General features: G+C 62.6%; 20 protein-coding genes. 9 read left to right on the plus strand and 11 right to left on the minus strand.

Translation table 11 applies throughout. The annotated features are described in order from the left end of the window. Positions 1-6: 6 nt before the first annotated feature. Both flgM and AT984_RS04765 read left to right on the plus strand, forming a co-directional pair. Positions 7-336 (plus strand): flagellar biosynthesis anti-sigma factor FlgM, encoded by a 330-nt coding sequence (gene flgM / locus AT984_RS04760; protein ID WP_082680293.1) that lies wholly within the window; start codon positions 7-9, stop codon positions 334-336. A 120-nt stretch (positions 337-456) separates the two neighbouring features. Then, positions 457-858 (plus strand): hypothetical protein, encoded by a 402-nt coding sequence (locus AT984_RS04765; protein WP_058719115.1) that lies wholly within the window; start codon positions 457-459, stop codon positions 856-858. Positions 859-1011: 153 nt separating this feature from the next. Here AT984_RS04765 and AT984_RS04770 read toward each other — a convergent pair whose 3' ends face one another. The 3 genes from AT984_RS04770 to kefF form a co-directional block, all read right to left on the minus strand. After that, on the minus strand, positions 1012-1443 hold the full coding sequence (locus tag AT984_RS04770; protein WP_058719116.1) for a DUF1841 family protein: 432 nt from the start codon (positions 1441-1443) through the stop codon (positions 1012-1014). A gap of 164 nt (positions 1444-1607) precedes the next feature. Beyond that, a complete protein-coding gene (gene kefC, locus AT984_RS04775; RefSeq protein ID WP_082679791.1) occupies positions 1608-3428 on the minus strand; it encodes a glutathione-regulated potassium-efflux system protein KefC in 1821 nt (606 codons plus the stop codon). Next, positions 3425-4054: a glutathione-regulated potassium-efflux system oxidoreductase KefF gene (gene kefF, locus AT984_RS04780; RefSeq protein WP_058719117.1), complete on the minus strand. Its 630-nt coding sequence runs from the start codon at positions 4052-4054 to the stop codon at positions 3425-3427. The genes kefC and kefF overlap by 4 nt, the downstream gene beginning before the upstream one ends. Before the next feature lie 187 nt (positions 4055-4241). Between kefF and AT984_RS04785 the strand changes: the two genes are divergently transcribed. The 3 genes from AT984_RS04785 to AT984_RS04795 all read left to right on the plus strand — a co-directional run bounded on the left by AT984_RS04785 (position 4242) and on the right by AT984_RS04795 (position 6211). Beyond that, a complete protein-coding gene (locus AT984_RS04785) occupies positions 4242-4883 on the plus strand; it encodes a ParA family protein (protein WP_058722091.1) in 642 nt (213 codons plus the stop codon). Next, a complete protein-coding gene (locus tag AT984_RS04790; protein ID WP_058719118.1) occupies positions 4876-5331 on the plus strand; it encodes a MaoC family dehydratase in 456 nt (151 codons plus the stop codon). The genes AT984_RS04785 and AT984_RS04790 overlap by 8 nt, the downstream gene beginning before the upstream one ends. 127 nt (positions 5332-5458) lie before the next feature. After that, positions 5459-6211 carry a response regulator gene (locus AT984_RS04795; RefSeq protein WP_058719119.1) on the plus strand — a complete coding sequence of 251 codons (753 nt, stop codon included), beginning with the start codon at positions 5459-5461 and terminating at the stop codon, positions 6209-6211. Positions 6212-6307: 96 nt separating this feature from the next. On the opposite strand, the gene AT984_RS04800 is transcribed toward AT984_RS04795, so the two are convergent. From AT984_RS04800 to AT984_RS04820, 5 genes are all read right to left on the minus strand, one after another. Then, positions 6308-7105: a segregation and condensation protein A gene (locus AT984_RS04800; protein WP_082680294.1), complete on the minus strand. Its 798-nt coding sequence runs from the start codon at positions 7103-7105 to the stop codon at positions 6308-6310. 102 nt (positions 7106-7207) lie between these two features. Beyond that, a complete protein-coding gene (locus tag AT984_RS04805; protein ID WP_058719120.1) occupies positions 7208-7411 on the minus strand; it encodes a DUF3460 family protein in 204 nt (67 codons plus the stop codon). Positions 7412-7443: 32 nt separating this feature from the next. Beyond that, entirely contained in the window at positions 7444-9141 is a 1698-nt protein-coding gene (locus AT984_RS04810; RefSeq protein WP_058719121.1) for a SulP family inorganic anion transporter, read from the minus strand. A gap of 113 nt (positions 9142-9254) precedes the next feature. Beyond that, positions 9255-11300, minus strand: a complete 2046-nt coding sequence (metG, locus tag AT984_RS04815) for a methionine--tRNA ligase (RefSeq protein WP_058722093.1) — start codon at positions 11298-11300, stop codon at positions 9255-9257. A 186-nt stretch (positions 11301-11486) separates the two neighbouring features. Further along, positions 11487-11675, minus strand: a complete 189-nt coding sequence (locus AT984_RS04820) for a hypothetical protein (protein WP_058719122.1) — start codon at positions 11673-11675, stop codon at positions 11487-11489. A gap of 729 nt (positions 11676-12404) precedes the next feature. On the opposite strand from AT984_RS04820, the gene minC reads away from it, so the two are divergent. From minC to minE, 3 genes are all read left to right on the plus strand, one after another. Continuing rightward, positions 12405-13154, plus strand: coding sequence for a septum site-determining protein MinC (gene minC, locus AT984_RS04825; protein ID WP_335338584.1), 750 nt, complete (start codon positions 12405-12407; stop codon positions 13152-13154). Positions 13155-13247: 93 nt separating this feature from the next. Beyond that, the gene (gene minD, locus AT984_RS04830; RefSeq protein ID WP_058719124.1) at positions 13248-14063 is read left to right on the plus strand and encodes a septum site-determining protein MinD; all 816 of its coding nucleotides are present in this window, start codon (positions 13248-13250) and stop codon (positions 14061-14063) included. 12 nt (positions 14064-14075) lie between these two features. After that, positions 14076-14336: a cell division topological specificity factor MinE gene (minE, locus tag AT984_RS04835; RefSeq protein WP_058719125.1), complete on the plus strand. Its 261-nt coding sequence runs from the start codon at positions 14076-14078 to the stop codon at positions 14334-14336. Between the two features lie 63 nt (positions 14337-14399). On the opposite strand, the gene AT984_RS04840 is transcribed toward minE, so the two are convergent. From AT984_RS04840 to AT984_RS04850, 3 genes are all read right to left on the minus strand, one after another. Then, positions 14400-15932 (minus strand): BCCT family transporter, encoded by a 1533-nt coding sequence (locus tag AT984_RS04840; protein ID WP_058719126.1) that lies wholly within the window; start codon positions 15930-15932, stop codon positions 14400-14402. Between the two features lie 78 nt (positions 15933-16010). Next, positions 16011-16298, minus strand: coding sequence for a VF530 family DNA-binding protein (locus AT984_RS04845; RefSeq protein ID WP_058719127.1), 288 nt, complete (start codon positions 16296-16298; stop codon positions 16011-16013). Further along, the gene (locus AT984_RS04850) at positions 16295-16885 is read right to left on the minus strand and encodes a 1-acyl-sn-glycerol-3-phosphate acyltransferase (RefSeq protein ID WP_058719128.1); all 591 of its coding nucleotides are present in this window, start codon (positions 16883-16885) and stop codon (positions 16295-16297) included. The genes AT984_RS04845 and AT984_RS04850 overlap by 4 nt, the downstream gene beginning before the upstream one ends. 375 nt (positions 16886-17260) lie before the next feature. Between AT984_RS04850 and AT984_RS23930 the strand changes: the two genes are divergently transcribed. Next, positions 17261-19024 (plus strand): helix-turn-helix domain-containing protein, encoded by a 1764-nt coding sequence (locus AT984_RS23930; RefSeq protein ID WP_197418246.1) that lies wholly within the window; start codon positions 17261-17263, stop codon positions 19022-19024. The last annotated feature ends 127 nt before the right edge of the window (positions 19025-19151 follow it).

The following is a 19151-nucleotide window of genomic DNA, read 5'->3' on the forward strand; positions in this document are numbered from 1 at the left end:
AACATCATGAAGATCGCTAACAGCCCTGACATCGCCGCGACTGCGGTTGGCACGGAGAAGAAATCCTCCGCCGCCGGCCAGCCAGCGCGTGCGCCGGCCTCCGGCAGCAGCGCGCCGGCAGGCAAAGCACCACAGGCCAGCGCCACCATTCAGCTGTCGAGCACGGCCACCAAGCTCTTGCAAGGCGTGGCGGACGATGGCAGCTTTGACACCGCCAAGGTCGGCCGGATCTCGCAAGCCATTACCGACGGCAAGTTCACGGTCAACGCCGAGGCGGTGGCCGACAAGTTGATTGCCAATGCACAGGAATTGATGGGTCGCATGTCATCTCATTGAGCCTGACGGTCTGCGCTTGACGCACAGACCGCCAGCGAGGGATAGACAGACGACTTCCGCGCGCCTCCTCAAACAAGGCGCGGACTGAACGCTTCTCAACGCCTGATGGCGGGGATAGTCATGCAAGTTTTGCCGCCTACTGACACGAACAACGCCGCTCTGAGTGAGCAGTTGGAGCAGCCTTTGATGGAGGTTGAGTCCTGCTTGAACCTGCTGGGCGAGGCCCTGCTGCGCCGCGACACCCAAGCCATTGAGCAAAACGCCGCCAAGCTGCATCAAGCACTGGCTCTGGCCATTAGCTCATTCAGTGAAGCCGCCCGCAGTGGCAGCGTACCGCCCCATCTGCGTAACCGCCTGGTGCAAGCCGGTGGTCGGGTCGCCGCCCAGCGTGAGTCGCTGGCACGGGCAACCGCTGCGCTGGACCGCGCCATCGATGTGCTGATGCCCGGTGAGGCCACAGGCCTGTATTCGGCCATGGGCAAGAACGAGCGCAAGACGCTGGGCGGATCGATCCAGGCCTGAACTTCGACTTTCCAAGCCCCTGTGGGCAGCAGAAAAAGGCCACGCATGCGTGGCCTTTTTTATTGCCTGTGGGGACTTCAGTCTGAGGTTTAAGCCTTGCGCGTTTGGCTGAAAAGCCCACTTAGCGATGACTTGCCGCTGCGCGGCTGAGCTTCAGCTGGTTGCTTTGCGACTGACGCAGTCCAGGTAGGCGTGACCATCGGGTGGCAGGCCGCTGCGCTGCGAGGCCCAGATCATTTCGCCCAGGCAGTCCATGGCCGCATGGTGGGCCTCATGCAGTGAGTTGCGGCGCGAGGCCAGTAAATCCACCGCCTGGCGGATGCCGTGCGGCTGATCGATGGCATGCTGCTCGGTGATCGTCAGATGCATGGACAAGTGCAAGAAGGGGTTGGTGCGGCCTTCTTCTACGCTGTAGACCGCCGCCAAAGCAGCCTCTTCATCGGCAAGCTCGGCGTGGTACTCGGGATGCTCGCTGATCCAGTCGGCGGCAATCACCTCCATGGGAATCAGCGGCGCGCCAGCGCGCAGCTTGCGATAGGTGGCACAGAAAAAACGACGGACTTCGAGTTGGGACGGGGCAAACATAGGGCGCTATTGTCGCCGCAGGCGCGCGGCGTGTCTGCGGGCCCCGGCGCCAAGTTGAAAGGCAAGGCCATTCTTTGCGTGCTTTTCCATCGTGCGGAGGTCAACCGGGCGGGATTGATCCCGCGCCGTCATTGCCTTTGACGGCGCCATGCGCTGACTGAGTTTCAGGTCCAATCCTGGGGCAGCTGATCCGAGCCCGGCCTGCGCCCCGCCGCTCTTTCCTCGGCGAAGAGCTGCTCCAGCTGCTCGCGCCCCTGTTTGGCAACGGCAATCAAGGCCGCCCGGTCCTTGGCAATGGGTACTGACTTTTCTAACTGATCGAGGTTGAGCTGTCGGAAGCGCCAGGCCAGCTTGCGCGCCGCATGCGGCTGCAGGCCCAGCAATTCCAGCGCGCTGCGGCCGCTCATCAAAGCGGCGTCGAAAGTCTCACGCTCGATCAGCGTCACGCCCAACTCGCGCAGACGGAAGTAGTGCTGCACATTGCGAGCCCGGGCCACCACTTTGAGCTGCGGGAAATGGCTGTGCGCCAACTCGGCAATGGCGATGCTTTGGGCCACATCGTCCACCGCCAAGACCAAAATCTTGGCCTCGGCTGCGCCCGCTGTTCGTAGCAGATCAAGTCGGGTGGCATCGCCGAAAAACACCCGCCAGCCGAATTCGCGCATCAGCTCGATCATCTCGGCGTCCTGGTCCAGCACGGTGGCTTCGAAGCCATTGGCGTAGAGCAGGCGGCCGACGATCTGCCCGTAGCGGCCAAAGCCCGCGATGATGATGGGCGTGGGTTTGGGTGGCTCTTGCTCGGCTTGGTTCGGTTGGGCGCGGCTCAGCAAGCGGGGCAGCAGCAGGCGGTCAGCCAGCAGCAAGAGCAGTGGCGTGCAGGCGAGTGACAAGGCCACCGCCGCCACCAGGGCCGAGTTCTGGGAGGCATCGATCAGCCCCGAACTCTGCGCCAGCTGAAACACCACGAAGCCGAACTCACCACCCTGGGCCAGCAAGATCACGAACAAGGGCCGCTCCAGTAGCGGAATCTTCATCCATGCCGCCATGCCCGCCAGCAGCAAGGATTTGAGCAGCAGCAAGGCCGTCAGCAAGGCCAGCACCAGTCCCGGCTGGGTGACCAACACGCGCAAGTCCAGCCCCATGCCCACGGCGATGAAGAAGAGGCCCAGCAGCAGGCCTTTGAAGGGCTCCAGATCGGTTTCCAGCTCGCGCCGGTATTCGCTGTCGGCCAGCAGCACGCCGGCCAGAAAAGCCCCCAGCGCCATCGACAGGCCCACGGCATGCATCAAGGCCGCCGTCCCAAGCACCAGCAGCAGGGCGGCGGCGGTAAAGATCTCGGGTGTGCGGCTGCGGGCGATCCAGCGCAGCGCGGGGCGCAGCAGCAAACGCCCGCCGAAGATGATGCTCAGCACCACCGCGACGGCCTTGAGCGCCTGCCAGCCACCGTGGCCGCTATCGCTGGCGCCGCTGGCGGCCAGAATCGGCACCAAGGCCAGGATGGGAATGGCGGCAATGTCTTGCAGCAGGGCGACGCTGAGAATGGCTTCACCCGCCGTGGTGCGGCCCACATTGCGCTCGGCCAGCACGGCCATGGCCACTGCGGTGGACGACATGGCCAGCCCCAAGCTCACCACCAGACTCAAGCGCCAAGGCTGGCCCAGCAGCAGCGCCAGGCCAAACAGCAGCGCCGTGCAACCCAGCAGCTGCAGCGTGCCCCAGCCGAAGATGGGCCGGCGCAGCGCCCACAAGCGCGTGGGCTCTAGCTCCAGCCCGACCAGAAACATCATCAAGACGACGCCGAACTCGGCCACTTCGAGGATCGTCTCCGGCGCACTCACCAGACCCAGCACCGCGGGCCCGATCAGCACCCCAGCGACCAGATAGCCCAGGATGGCGCCTAAGCGCAGCCAGCGCGCCAAGGGCACGGCCAGCACGGCTGCGGCAAGAAAGACCAGCGGCAGGTCAAGCCAAGAATGCGTGATCATCGGCGGCTGCCTGGCTGTGCCAGGGGGCTGAACAGGGCAGGGCGAGCATCCAACTCGATCTCCGGAAGGCTGGGCGGCTGGGCGGCCGATGGATTGGAAAAATTCAGCAAGGCCTGCACAAAGCCCAGGGCATGTTGGTGCAGCTCGGCCTCGTCAACGCGATGCGCGCCGTGCAGCAGCAGCGGCGGCCGGTATTGCATGCCGCACAGGCGGGCAATTTGTTGGTAGGGCAGCAAGAAGGCGTCGATGGCGTGGCCGTGATGGCCATCTGCGCTGTAGGACTCGGCCTGGCCACCGGTGGAGCTGACCAGCCAAAGCGTCTTGCCGCGCAGCGCCTCACCGCCAGGCCCGTAGGCCCAGCCGAACTTCAGCACCTCGTCGACCCAGAGCTTGAGCAAGGCGGGCATGCCGTACCAGTGAAAGGGATGCAGCAGCACCACCATCTGGCTTTGCGCCAGCATGTGGCGCTCTTGCGCGAGGTCGATGGCGTAATCGGGATAGAGGCGGTAGAGGTCGCGCAAATCCAGCAAGGGGCTGGCAGCGGCCTTAACGGCCTGCGCCAGGGCGCGCGTGACGCGCGACTGGGCCAGGTCCGGGTGGGCTAAAAGGATGGAAACAGGGCTCATGGCGCACAGCCTAACCGCAGTTCGCCCGAAAAATTCTGGCGCTACCATTGCGCGCAGCCAATCCGCACGAGGATTCATTCGTCACAGATTGAAGCCTCGGAAAGTGAGCGCCAGTCGCTGGCGCGTCGAGCACCCAGTCTGCTTGCCGCCAGAGCCCGGTGCGCCGCCTCAAATCAAGGAAGTCAATATGCCCGTGATCCTCATTGCGAACCCCAAGGGTGGTGTCGGCAAAAGCACGCTGTCCACCAATGTGGCGGGGGCGCTGGCTTGGCGCGGCCACCAGGTGATGTTGGGGGACGCGGACAAGCAGCAGTCCTCGCGCCGCTGGCTCAGCCTGCGTCCGCCACAGCTGCCGGCCATTCAGGGGTGGGACTTTGATGGCGAACTGACCGTCAAGCCGCCCAAGGGCGTCAGTCATGTGGTGATCGACACCCCGGCCGGTCTGGGGGGCAAGCGGCTCAAGGCGCTGTACAAGCTGGCGGACAAGATCCTGATCCCAATGCAGCCGAGCCTGTTTGATATTCAAGCCACCTTCGACTTCGTTCAGCATTTGCAGGATTTGCTGGGCGAGCTGGCGCACAAAAAGCAGCCCCCCGACATCGCTTTGCTTGGCATGCGCGCCAAGGATGGCACTTTGTCGCTGGAGCAGTTGCAGCAGTTCGTGCCGGAGTTGAAGCTGCCTTTTCTGGGTTTCTTGCGCGATACCCAAAACTATGTGCAGCTGGCGGCCCGTGGCCTGACGCTGTGGGATGTGGCGCCCAGTCGGGTCGAGCGTGACCTGCAGCAATGGCAGCCTGTGTTGACTTGGTTGGAGCATCGCGATGCGTGAGTTTGCAAACCTGGCCGAAGTGGCCGCCCTGCAAGGGCAAGAGATTGGCGTCAGCGAGTGGATCTTGATCGATCAAGCGCGCATCCAGCAGTTCGCCGATGCCACCGATGATCAGCAGTGGATCCATACCGACCCGGTGCGCGCTGCGGCCGGCCCCTTCGGCTGCACGATTGCGCATGGCTTTTTGACCCTCAGCCTGATCCCGCGATTCTTTGAAACCGCCTTCCGCATCCGCTCGGTGCGCATGGGTTTGAACTATGGCCTGGGGCGGGCGCGCTTCCCCGCGCCTGTGCCGGTGGGCAGCCGGCTGCGCGGCCGCTTCACGCTCAAGAGCTGCGAGCCCCTGTCCGGCGGTGGCGCCCAGATCAGCATTGAGGTGAGCGTGGAGCGCGAAGGATCAGACAAGCCCGTCTGCGTGGCCGAATCGCTGACCCGCCAGTTCGAATAGTCGGCTCGAATAGGCAGCATCGGCGCTGCGACGCAACCCACCCATAGGGGGTATGCCCAAGGGCCAGCCCCTGACCTATCATTCGCCCCCAAATGAAGATCGAGGCGTGGACGTGGGGAGTGGGCAGATGAAGGTATTGCTGATCGATGATCATCCGTTGATTTTGTCGGCCTTGAAAACGGTGATTGAAGGTTTGGGCAGCAATGTTCATGTGGTGGGCGCCGACAGCGCGGCGGCTGCGCGCGCCGCGCTGCAGGCCAGCGATGACTTCAATCTGGTCTTGCTTGACTTGCAACTCGGTGACGCCAGCGGCTTCGATGTGCTGGACGAGTTCCGCGAAAACTATCCGGCCTTGCCAGTGGTGGTGATTTCCGCCTCCGACCGATCCAGCGATGTGATCCGCTCCATCGACCAGGGCGCGATGGGTTTTGTGCCCAAGCGCAATAGCACCGAGTTGTTGTCGCAAGCGCTCAAGCTGGTGATGGCCGGCGGCATTTATGTTCCGCCCATGAGTTTGGGCGCGGACGCCGCGCCGCCCGCCGCCAGTTGCGCGCCATCGGCGGCGCAGAACCAGCACAGCCGCCTGCAGCAGATTCAGCAAGAGGCCATGGCCTCCAACTTCCAGGGCGCCACCGGGCTGGAAAGCCTGTCGCTGACGCCGCGCCAAACCGATGTCTTGGCCTTGTTGCTGCAAGGCAAGCCCAACAAAATCATCGCCCGCGAACTGGGCGTGTCGGTCGAAACCATCAAGGACCATGTGGCCGCCGTGCTCAAGGCCTTGGGCGTGGGTTCGCGCACGCAGGCCGTGCTGGCGGTGGGGCAGCTGGTGCAAAAGCAGCCCGATGCGCATTTCTCGACTTGGCGCAACGGGCAGCCTTGAGCGGATTGCAGCCCTGAGGGCTCGGTCTGCTCGGTGTGATCGGCTTCAGCGGCCTAGCGAAGCGGCATTGTTCGGGCTTGGCCGGCCAGGTTCCAGTCAACTGGGCTGATAAGTCAGGCGCACATAGATCGGCGCAAAGGCCTCGGCCTGGGTGACCTCGAGCAGGCGCTCGCGGGCCAGCTCCAGCATGGCGATGAAGGTCACCACCAGCACGGCCTGGCCGCGTGAGACATCGAACAAGTTCTCAAACTCGACAAAGCGCTTGCCCTGCAGGCGGCGCAGCACGATGCTCATGTGCTCGCGCACCGACAAATGTTCGCGGCTGATGCGGTGGTGTTGAACCAGCCGGGCGCGGCGCAGGATGTCCAGCCAGGCGTCGCGCAGATCGACCGCTTCGACGTCGGGGAATCGCACTTCCAGCGACTGCTCGATATGCACCTGGGCGCGCAGAAAATCGCGGCCAACAACGGGCAGGGCGTCGAGTTTGGCGGCTGCCAGCTTGATTTGTTCGTACTCCAACAAGCGCCGCACCAGCTCGGCGCGGGGATCCTCGGGCTCGCTGCCGTCATCGGTTTTCTTGGGCGGCAAGAGCATGCGAGATTTGATCTCGATCAGCATCGCCGCCATCAGCAAATATTCGCTGGCCAGCTCCAGATTGTGCTTGCGCAGCTGGTCCACATAGCTGAGGTATTGCCGGGTCACATCCGCCAGCGGGATGTCGAGAATATTGAAGTTCTGCCGCCGAATCAGATAGAGCAGCAGGTCCAGCGGGCCTTGAAAGGCTTCGAGAAAAACCTCCAGCGCATCCGGTGGGATGTAGAGGTCCAGCGGCATCTGGAACAGCGGCTCGCCGTAGAGCCGCGCCACGGCGACGTTGTCCACCACCTCCGGCATCAGCGCGGCAGCCGAAGGCAGCGCCTGCGCATCATCCGCCTCGGGCAGTGGCGGCAGGCTGAGCTCGGTGTTCTGGCTCACAAGCCGGCGTGGCAGCGCTGCTTAATTGGATTTGGTCTGGTAGACGTAGGGCTGCTGCTCAACGCGGGCGGCGCGGTAATCGGCCTGGGCGGCGCGATCCACGTTCTTGTCCCACAGCAGGGCACGGCCGGCGCGTTGTTCTTGCTCCAGGGTCGGGCGCTTGGCCTTCAGCTCATCGATGAAGGTGCTGGCTTCGGACTTGTAGGCTTTCCAGAACAATGGCATTTTGATGAGTGTGTGAGGGAAAAACGTGGATTTTACAGGGGCTTTGGCGTCGTGATCTGCATCTGGCTCAGCAGCCAGTCCGACAGATCGGGGTAGATGCCTTTGGCGCCCAGCGCTTCGGCCAGGCCGCCGCGCTGGATCAAGCTGGCGGGCTGCTCGTTGAGCCCGCATAAGATGAGCTTTTGGCCTTGCCGCTCCAGCGTGCTTTGCAACTGCTGCAAGGCGTCCAGGCCCGAGCTGTCCATGGAGATCAGCATTTGCGCGTCCAGCACCAAGGTGTGGTGCTGGACGCCCAGCACCGAGGCCAAGTTTTCAACCTTACCCACGGCGCCAAAGAAGAGTGAGCCATAGAGCTGATAGACCTTGCTGCTTCGGGTGATGGCGGGCGCCACATAGGGCAGCTCCATCGGCTCGACCTTGAACAAGGTGCTCATGCGGTAGATGAAAAACACGCAGGCCAGCACCAGACCCACTTCCACCGCCACGGTCAGGTCGAACACCACGGTCAGCACAAAGGTGCCCAGCAGAATCGTCCGGTAGGGCAGGCTGAAATGGCGCAGGCGTGCGAACTCATGCCAGTCTCCCATATTCCAGGCCACGACCAGCAAAATGCCGGCCAGCGCCGCCAGCGGAATATGCGCCGCCAGCGGTGCCGCCACCAGGATGATGATCAGCAAGCACAGCGCGTGCACCATGCCCGCCACTGGGCTGTTGGCGCCAGCCCGTACATTGGTGACGGTGCGGGCAATGGTGCCGGTGGCCGGAATGCCGCCGAAAAAGGGCGTAACGATATTGGCGATGCCTTGGGCCATCAACTCTTGGTTGGGATCGTGACGCTTCAGCTCAGTGAGCTTGTCGGCCACCCGGGCGCACAAGAGCGATTCGATCGCCCCCAGCAAGGCGATGGTGATGGTTGGGATGAGCAGCATCTGCGCGCTGCTCCAGCTGAAGTCCGGCAGGGCGAAGCTGGGCAAACCCTGCGGAATACCGCCGAAGCGGCTGCCGATGGTGTCCAGCGGCAGATGCAGCAAGTAGGTCGCGGCGGTGGCCGCAGCCAGGGCAATCACCGTGCCGGGCAGTTGCGACATCCAGCGCCGCAGTTTGGGCTTGAAGCCTTGTGCCGCGCGGTCCATGGCATAGGTTTTGGGCCAGAGCACGACGATCAAGACACAGGCGCTACCGACCAGCGGCGCCCAGGGCTGCACCTCACGCCAGTGCTCGCTCAGCACGGCCAGCTGGCTGAAAAAGTCGGCCGGCATCTTGTCGATTTGCAGGCCCAGAAAGTCTTTGAGCTGCGACAGGCCGATCAGGATGGCAATGCCATTGGTGAAGCCGATGACGATGCTGACCGGGATGTAGCGCACCAGTACGCCCAGCTTCAAAGCCCCCATCGCCAGCAGCAGGCCGCCGGCCAGGATGGTGGCGATGAGCAGATTGCCCAGGCCGTAGCGCTGCTGAATGCCGTAAATGATGACGATGAAGGCGCCCGCCGGCCCGCCGATCTGCACACTGGAGCCGCCCAGTGCCGAGATCAAAAAGCCCGCGATGATGGCCGTGAACACGCCTTGTTCGGGCTTCACGCCGGAGGCAATGGCAAAGGCCAGGGCCAGCGGGAGCGCCACTACACCGACGGTGAAGCCGGCGCCCAGGTCAGCGACAAAGCGCGCCCGGGAATAGTCCTTGAGCAGGTCGAGTGAGCGCGGGTGGAAGCGGTGCAGCTTGTCAAACATGTCTGAGCCATTGTGCGCCTGACGAGGGCGCAAACAATTCGGGCCGTCGCTAGGACGGCCCGAGTCTGGCGAGGCAAGCTTGCGACAGGCTTGCGCGTTAGCAGAGAAGAGGCTTAGCGCACCCGCATGCCCGGCTGCGCACCGGGGAAGGGCTCCAGCACGAAGATGCCGGGGTTGGCTTTCTCGTCCGCGTGGCTGGCGGCCAGCACCATGCCTTCGCTGATGCCGAATTTCATCTTGCGTGGCGCCAGATTGGCCACCATCACCGTCAGCTTGCCTTCGAGCTGTTCGGGCTGATAGGCGCTCTTGATTCCGCTGAACACATTGCGCAGGCGGCCTTCGCCGGCGTCCAGGGTCAGGCGCAGCAATTTGTCGGAGCCTTCCACATGCTCGGCCTTGACGATCTTGGCAATGCGCAGATCGACCTTGCTGAAGTCATCGATCTTGATCTCGGGCGCGGTGTCTTCGCCGCCGGGAATCACTTTCGGCGCAGGCGGTGCTTCGAATAAGGCCTCGACCACCTTGATGTCGACGCGCTGCATCAAATGCTCATAGGTGCCGATCTGATGGGCGCCGAGTGCGCGGGCGGCATCGCTGAATTGCAGGGGCTCGACGCGCAAAAAGGCTTCCACCTTGGCGGCCAGCGCGGGCAGCACCGGCTTGAGGTAGATCGTCAGCAGGCGGAAGGCTTCGATGCAGACGCTGCAAACGTCTTGCAGCACGGCGTCCTTGCCTTCTTGTTTGGCCAATTCCCAGGGCTTGTTCTGATCCACATACTCGTTGACGCGGTCGGCCAGCAGCATGGTCTCGCGCAAGGCTTTGCCGAATTCGCGCTCTTCGTACAGCTCGGCAATTGTTGCGGCATCGGCGCGCAGACCGTCCAGCAAGGTGCGGCCTTCGACGCCCACATCGCCGGACAAATGGCCGCCGAAACGCTTACTCAGGAAGCCGGCGGCGCGCGACGCGATGTTGATGTACTTGCCAACCAGGTCGCTATTGATGCGGGCGACAAAGTCTTCCGGGTTGAAGTCGATGTCCTCGACCCGGCCGTTGAGCTTGGCGGCGATGTAGTAGCGCAGGCACTCGGCGTTCAGGCCCAGGCTGAGGTACTTCATCGGGTCCAAGCCGGTGCCGCGGCTCTTGCTCATCTTTTCGCCGTTGTTGACGGTCATGAAGCCGTGCACGAACACGTGGTCAGGCGTCTTGCGGCCGCTGAAGTGCAGCATGGCGGGCCAGAACAAGGTGTGGAAATAGGTGATGTCTTTGCCAATGAAGTGGATCTGCTCCACCTCGGGGTCGGCCAGGAAGGCGTCAAAGTCGCGGCCGATCTTGCCGAAATAGTTCTTCAGCGAGGCCAGATAGCCAATCGGTGCGTCCAGCCAAACGTAGAAATACTTGCCCGGCGCGTCGGGGATCTCGATGCCGAAGTAAGGCGCGTCGCGGCTGATGTCCCAGTCGCCCAGGCCGCCCTTGCCCTCTTCGTCCTTGGTGAACCATTCCTTGATCTTGTTGAAAACCTCGGGCTGCAGCCGGCCCGGCGATTGCGTCCATTCTTCGAGGAAGGCGATGCAGCGCGGATCGCTGAGCTTGAAGAAGTAGTGCTCCGAACTCTTGAGGATGGGCGTGGCGCCGGTCAGCACCGAGTAGGGGTTCTTGACTTCGGTCGGCGCGTAGACGGCGCCGCAGACTTCGCAGGAATCGCCGTACTGATCCTTGGCGCCGCACTTGGGGCATTCGCCCTTGATGAAGCGGTCCGGCAGGAACATCGACTTCTCGGGGTCGAAGAATTGCTCGATCGCTTTCACATCGATCAGTTCCTGGCGGCGCAGGGCGCGGTAGACGTCTTTGGACAACTCATGGTTCTCCGCGCCGTCGGTGGAGTGCCAGTTGTCAAAGCTGATGTGGAAGCCGTCGAGATAGGGCTTGCGGCCCGAGGCGATGTCGGCCACGAATTGCTGCGGCGTTTTGCCGGCCTTTTCGGCCGCAATCATGATGGGCGCGCCGTGCGCGTCGTCGGCGCAAACAAAGTGCACCTCCTGACCCATCATGCGCTGGAAGCGCACCCAGACATCGGCCTGGGTGTATTCCATGATGTGGCCAATGTGGAAGTTGGCGTTGGCGTAGGGAAGGGCGGTGGTGACGAAGAGCTTGCGGGTCATGATGGCTTTTTTTGCCCCGGGCAACGCCGGGAAGTCCACCATTTTAGGGCCACAGTCCGCAGAGGCGCCTCGGGGCTCTAAGCCTCGCTAGGCGCAGCCCTGTCGCTGAGGACTTGGGCTGGCGCTCGATGCTGAGTTTCGGGCCGCAGTGCGGCCCGCTGAGTCCGCTGAGTCCGCTGTGTCCGCTTAGGCGGCGCTGCCAGGTGTTTCGTTGCTGGCTGCGGGCTCTGCCCCTTCGGCCGGCTCGCTGCCATCGGCCGGCGCATCGGCTTCGCCTTCAGGCTTGTTGGCCTTGCGCATGCGCTTTTCTTCGGTCTTGCGTTTCTTGGCCAGCTCGCGTTGGCGTTTTTCGTATGAGTAGTTGGGTGTGGCCAATGCCGTGCTCCTGCAAGAGGTCCGCGATGCGCGGGTTTGCCTTCAATGTAACCGCAGCGAGGCCTTAGTCGCCAAGACGGGCGATCAAACAGGCCATTCAGCGTCCCGGAATCACGCTAGGCGACTTAGCGAAGGAAGCTCAGAAATACTTCAAACATGACAGCTAAGTGACTGATTTTTATAGCACAGCAAGACTATCCACTGCTCCTGTGGATAACTTTGTGGACAAGGCCCCTGAGCGGCCGCCAAACCCTTGTCCCAGCGTGCATCAGCTTAGCTTGCCTCATTTCGAAGCAGTCGATGGCATTCAATATGAATCAACAACTTAGCGTCGCTGGCCGAGAGGGCTAGGGACTTGCCCGGCTGGTGCTTGGAAAGGCTTGACTCAGGCCAAAAATGGGGATAAGTCAAGCGCGCTAACACAGAAATGATCGATTTTTTTGGGGCGAGTCACTCGAAAAGCCCGGGGCTATCCCCATCCGCTGTGGATATCTTTGTGGGTGGCTTGGCGGTAGTTCCGCTAAGTGCTTGATGGGCTTGAGACTTTGCTGGCTTGCCTCAAATTTGGGCAGGGCTCAGGTGAATCCTGCGGGCAATGCCTGAGGGATTGCCACATTCGTCCAGCTAAAATCACACGATTTACACAATAACTCGATGACTCAGGCACAGATGGCACAGACGGGAGGAGCGGCGGCTCGGACGGGTTCCAGAAACGCTGAATGTTTCGAGTTGAAGAGCGCCAGCCTGAGTTTGCTTGCGCTGGTGCTGAAGTCCGCCGACTTGGCCGAACTGAGCACCGCCCTGGCCAGCAAATGGGGCGATACGCCCGAGCTGTTCAGCCAAGACCCGCTCTTGCTGGACTTCAGCCAATTGCCCGCTGATGCCGATGCGGCCGCTTTGCTCGACGTGGCGGCCTTGCTGGCCTTGCTGCGCCAGTACCGCCTGCAGCCGGTGGCCATCATGGGCGCACGTCCGGATGAGCTGGCTCAGGCCCTGAGCCTGGGTTTGGCCGAGGCGCCCGCTGACGAGGTGCAAGCCTCACGCCCCCGCGCCGACGATGCTCCGGTTCAAATTCGAGAAGTGGTGCGCGAAGTTGTTCGTGAGGTCATCGTCGAAGTGCCCGTGCCGGCTGAAGGCAGCAGCGCCAAGACCCTGATCATCGACAAGCCCTTGCGCAGCGGCCAGCAGGTCTATGCCAAGGGCGGTGATCTGGTGGTGCTGGCCCTGGTTAACCACGGCGCCGAGGTGATTGCCGATGGCAGCATCCACGTTTACGCACCGCTGCGCGGCAAGGCCATTGCCGGCGCCAAGGGCAATACCGAGGCACGCATTTTCGCCATGAGCATGGAAGCGGAGTTGATCGCCATCGCCGGCACCTATCGCACCACCGAAAACCCCTTGCCCGACACCGTCTTGGGCAAGGCTGCGCAGATTCGGCTGGAAGGCGAGAAATTGGTGATGGAGCCGCTCAAGCTCTGAGGCCGGCCGAACTTGTTTTGAGATTGCAGATTTGAACCAGATGGGTCGGCCCTGAACCGGTCCTGCCAAGAGATTTTGAAAGGATTGAATTCGATGACCAAGATAGTCGTAGTGACTTCCGGCAAAGGCGGCGTGGGTAAAACCACCACCAGTGCGAGCTTTGCCACCGGCCTGGCCTTGCGCGGCCACAAGACCTGTGTGATCGACTTCGACGTCGGCCTGCGTAACCTCGACCTGATCATGGGTTGCGAGCGTCGCGTGGTCTATGACCTGATCAATGTCATCAACGACGAGATCAAGCTCAGCCAAGCCCTGATCAAGGACAAGCAGCTGGACAAGCTCTTCATCCTGGCCGCCTCGCAAACGCGCGACAAGGATGCCTTGTCGGTCGAGGGCGTGGAGCGTGTGCTCGAAGAGCTCAAGGCCATGGACTTCGACTTCATCGTCTGCGACTCGCCGGCCGGCATCGAAACCGGTGCCCTGATGGCCATGCACTTCGCCGACGAGGCCTTGGTGGTCACCAACCCCGAGGTGTCTTCGGTGCGCGACTCAGACCGCATCCTGGGCATGCTCAATAGCAAGACCAAGCGCGCCATCGACGGCAAAGAGCCCATCAAAGAGCATTTGCTGATCACCCGCTACAACCCGAACCGGGTTGAGGGCGGCCATATGCTGTCGCTGGAAGACATTCACGAGATCCTGCGCACGCCGCTGATCGGTGTGATTCCTGAGTCGGAAGTGGTGCTGCAATCCTCGAACCAAGGTTCGCCTGCGATCCATATGCAAGGCACGGACGTGTCGGAGGCCTACAAGGATGTGGTCAGCCGCTTCCTGGGTGAAGACAAGCCCATGCGCTTCATCGAGGCCGTCAAGCCCAGCCTGTTCAAGCGCCTGTTCGGCGGCAAATAAGGAGTCGCTGCGATGGGATTTCTGAGTTTCTTTCTCGGCGAGAAGAAGACCACGGCCAATGTCGCCAAGGAGCGCCTGCAGCTGATTCTTGCGCACGAACGCAATGGCCGTAACGCCAAGCCGGATTACCTGCCGCAGCTGCAGCGCGAGCTGGTGGCGGTGATTTCGAAGTACGTCAATATCAATCCCAACGACCTTAAGGTCACCGTCGAGCACGAAGGTGATCTGGAAGTGTTGGAAGTGAAGATCGAGCTGCCCGAGTCGGCGCGCTGATTTACGCTGCACAAAAAAACGGGGCCCTTGGGGCCCCGTTTTGCTTTGCAGTGCTGATGTTTGTCAGCGGCCTTGATCGGCCTCGGTCAAGCCCTGGCGCAGCCGCTTGCGCATGGCCTTTTCCAGCTTGTCCTGCGCATGTTGGTCTTCGCGCACCGCTCGCCAAAGCGAGGCGGCAATCAGCACCAACACGACCGAGAAGGGCAGGGCGAACACGATGGTGGCGGTTTGCACCGCATTGACACCGCCCACCATCAGCAAGCTGGCCGCGATCAAGGCCACCAGCAGGCCCCAGAGCAGCTTGGTTTTGTTGTCGGGCTCAGACTTGCCGCCGCTGCTCATCATGCTCAGCACCAGGGTGGCGGAGTCGCCCGAGGTGACAAAGAACACCACCACCAGCAAGGTCGCCACCGCGCTCATCAGGCCGCCCAGCGGCAGGGCATCAAACATGGCGAACATGGCGGTGGCGACATCGAGCTTGACGGCCGCTGCGATGGGCACGGCCTTGAAAATTTCCAGATGCAAGGCGGTGCCACCGAAGATCGAGAACCACAGCGCCGCGGCCAAGGTCGGCGCCAGCACGGTGCCCAGAATGAATTCGCGGATGGTGCGGCCGCGCGAGACGCGGGCGATGAACACGCCCACAAAGGGCGACCATGAAATCCACCAGGCCCAGTAAAACACCGTCCAGCTGCCCACCCATTCGCTGGCGCGGAAGGGCGTCATGCGCAAGCTCATGCGTACGAAATCAGATAAATAGGCACCCAGGGTATTGGTGAAGGTATCGATGATGGCCACCGTAGGCCCCAGCAGCAGAATCGCCAGGGCCAAGCAGGCCGCCAGAATCAGATTGGCGCTGGACAGCCACTTGACGCCCCGACCCACACCGCTGAGCGCCGACAAAAGGAAGAGCGCGGTGGTGACGGCAATGATGACTAACTGCGAATTGATGCTGACCGGCAGACCCAGCATGCGCTGCAGCCCGGCATTGATCTGCAAGGCACCTACGCCCAGCGAGGCCGCCACGCCAAAGGCCGTGGCCACGATGGCCAGGATATTGACCAAGGGCCCGATGCGGCGCGCATGGCGCCAAGGCAGGGCATCGGTGGCCGAGCTGATCAGCGCCGGCTTGTCGCGACGGAACTGGAAGAAGGCAATGGCCAGACCGACCAGGCTGTAGACCGCCCAGGGATGCAGGCCCCAGTGGAAAAAGCTGTAGCGCATGGCCGCATTGGCGGCCTCGGGCGTGCCGGCCTCGACGCCGGGCGGCGGGTTGAGAAAGTGCGAGATTGGCTCGGCCACCCCCCAGAACACCAGGCCTATGCCCATGCCGGCCGAGAACAGCATGGCGAACCAGCTGCCGGAGGAAAACTCTGGCTCATCGTCCTCCTTGCCCAGCTTGAGATCGCCATAGCGGCTGAATGCCAAAAGCAGGCACATCAGCACTAGGCCCAAAACAATCCACAAATAGAGCCAGCCAAAGTTGCGCGTGACTTGCGCCAAGGCGCCGTTGAAAAAGGCCTGCATGTGCTGTGGTGCCAACAAGCCCCACAGCACGACGCAGGCAATCACGCCGGCGGAAATCCACTTCTGCATGGCAATCCCTCTTTTTTAGATCGTTCTTTCTTCCGCTCAATCGCGCGGCGGGCGTTCGGGTGATATCAGGCTGGCGGGTCAGCGATTGGCCGAAGGATTCTGCCGGGCCTGTTCGCGGAGCATGAAAAGATACAGGCTTTCCACCTTGGCGCGGGCCCACGGCGTCTTGCGCAGGAACTTCAGGCTCGATGCCACGCTGGGGTCCAACTGAAAGCAGCGGATCTCGATGCGCTGGCCCAGTTCATCCCAACCAAAGTAGTCGGCCAGCGCGGTGACGATGGCCTCCAGGGTCAGGCCGTGCAGCGGGTCTTTGGGCTTGTTGGCGGCGGATGATGCCGGCGATGCTGGCGAGTTAGGTGAGGTCATTTGTGATCGAACTGCTGCCAGTTCTTGCCCTTGTATTGCGCGTAGAAGGCCTTGATGGCCAGCATATCGGCTTCGATGTCGCCGCTGGGCTTGAACTGTGGCCCCAGGCCACTGAGCTTGCGCTCGTAGTCCATATAAGCCATCACGATGGGCACCTGCGCCTCGTGGGCAATCCAGTAAAAGCCGGTCTTCCAGTAGCGCGTCTTGCTGCGCGTGCCTTCGGGCGGAACGATCAGTTGCACCGGGCCATCGGCCGCACGCAGGGCCGCGGCCGAAGCGGCGACCAAGTTGCTGGACTGCTCGCGGTTGACCTCGATGCCACCCAGCCAGCGCATCACGCCGCCGAAGGGGAAGCGAAAGATTTGCCGCTTGCCCATCCAGTAGATGTTCAGGCGCAGCGCAAAGGCAACCATCAAGGTGTAGGGCAGATCCCAGTTGCTGGTGTGGGGGGCGGCGATCAACACGCTTTTGTGTTGCTCGGGTGTCAGCGCGCCTTCGATCTTCCAGCCGGTGAGTTTGAGAAAACCAATCGACAAGGTGCGCAGCACGGTGTTGACGATAGGTGTGGTGAAAATGGTTCTGTGCATGGTGAGCCGCGGAGCGGGCGAAACTGGCGAAACAGGCGCAAGGGCCGAAGAAGGGCGCTTGCATGCCCTAGGAAGGGGAGGATTATCTCGCGCCAGCGTTGGCGTTCAAAATGGAATGCCTCAATATGAGGCATTCCAGGGTTTGCGCTTTGGTGTCAATCACTTAGCGACGGCGTGCGCAGGCTATGCACGGACTTGTCCACAGCCACTGTGGACGATGGGCAGTGGCCTGTGCGCGCCGCGGTGTCTTGGCTTGGTGCGCTTCGCCGCGCAGGTGTGCACAGCAGCGGTGCGCGCTCTGCGCACCCCTTGAACATAGGGGGGCTAGGGAATTCGACGGGGTGAGCGGCGACGCGTGCGTCCTAGACTGTTTGCATGGAATACGTCCTTAGGCAGCAAGTTCTGGAAGGTCTGGAGCAGGGGCTCGAGGCGGCGGCAGGTGTGTCACGCCTGCATACCTTGTTGAGCTTGGCCTGGCATTTGCGGCAACGCGATAGCCGGCGTGCCGAGACCTTGTTGGCTGAGTTCAGGCGCTGGCTGCCGCGCCATCGACTGCCGCTTGCTGAGGCCAATGCCGTGATGGCGCGTGCGGCCTTGGTAGCCTGCGAAACCGCCTGCCTTTTTGGGCGTATGGCCGATGCTCAAGCCGAGTTGGATCAGGCCCGCAATCATCTGCGGCCTAGTGTTGATGCGCATGCGTCGGGCGATGCTTTTTTAGCTGAGGCCTTGCTGGCCAAGCTCAGCGGGGATCGTGAGCGCGAAGTGCATGCGCTGGAGTCGGCTTTGGCGTGTTTTGCCCAGTCATCGGATCGCCAGCGCTGGGGCATTGCCGCGGGCATGCTGGCTTGCGATCGTGGCACCTCGCATGCGAGTCCGGGGCCGGTTCCTCAAGAAGAAGTGGACTCGTGCAACGCGGCCGAGCAGGCCTTTGCGCTGGCCGCGCAGGCCTTCCCTTTGTGCTTGCGTCAACCCGCCGAAGCCGCGCAGCTGTTCAATCGCTCAGCGGCCTTGGCGCTGGACATGGGCTTGCTGCGCTTCCATTGCATCATGAGCATGAATGCCAGCAATGCTTGCTTGGCCTTGGGCGATATGGAGGCGTCCGCCCAGTGCTTTGAGGCGCCGGCGCACCGCGCCCGCCAAACTGGCTGGCCCCTGTTGATGGGCATGACGCAGACCCAGGTCGGCCGGGTTTTGCGCCACCTGGGCCGGCATCAGGAAAGCCTGGCGGCGCTGAATGAGGCGCTGCTGCAAATGCGCGGCTTGCCGCAGGGGCAGGGTAAAGCTTTTGCCTGCAGTGAGCTGGCTTTCACCTTGCATGCCCTGGGACAGGTGCGGGAATCGGTCGATGTGATGTGGGAGGCCATCCAGCTCTTCCGTGCCGGCTGCGCGATGGCCAACCTGGCCATGACTTTGGCCCGGCAGGCCCATGCTCTGGCGCAGCTGGGGCAAATCGATGCAAGCATGGTGGCGCTGCAAGAAGCGCAGGCGCTGAGCGAGCGTTTTGGCTGCCCGCTGGTGGATGTGGAAATCAGCGGTGCCCTGGCGGAGTTGCACCGCCGCGGCGCGCAGAACCTGCCGGCGCCGGCCGGCATGACTGCACCTACCGCCACCATTCACTATGCGGAATCGGCGCTGGACCGGGGCCGGCTGATCCGCGGCTGGCGGCCGCCGGCCGCCTTGCTGGACTATCTGGCCGATGCGTGTGCGGAGGCCGATCAGATGCGCCAAGCTTATGCCTATTCGCGCCAAGCCCGGCTGGCGCATGTGCAGGACGGGGGCGGGCGGCTCAGGAACCCGCGGGCGCTCTTGCAGGTGCTGGGCGTGCAGATGGCCACCAAGCCGCAGGACACGGGGCCTCCTGCGGCTCAGGCCGTGGCTGCTGCTCGCGCAGCTCCGCCGGTGCCGCTGCTTCCGTCAGCGCCATCGCAACAAATGGACTTGCTGACCCGCAAAGAGCAGGCCGTCTTGCAACTGCTGGCGCGCAATTACTCGAACAAGGAAATTGCGCAGGCCATGGGCGTCGGGGCTGAAACGGTGAAATGGCACCTCAAAGGCATGTTCAGCAAACTCGAAGCCTGTTCCCGCAAACATGCGGTGACGCGGGCGCGCACGCTGGGCATGTTGCAGTATCCGGATTGAGCCGACTCAGGTCGCTTGCCAGGGCGCGGATTCGAACACCGCGCTGAGTCTTTCTTGCCATAGAGCTGATTTGCGTGTTGGAGCGCACCACCTTCCGCCCATCTGCCGCCCACCAGCTGCTCAGCAG

The sequence above is a fragment of the Paucibacter sp. KCTC 42545 genome, assembly GCF_001477625.1.
GTDB lineage: Bacteria > Pseudomonadota > Gammaproteobacteria > Burkholderiales > Burkholderiaceae_C > Paucibacter_A.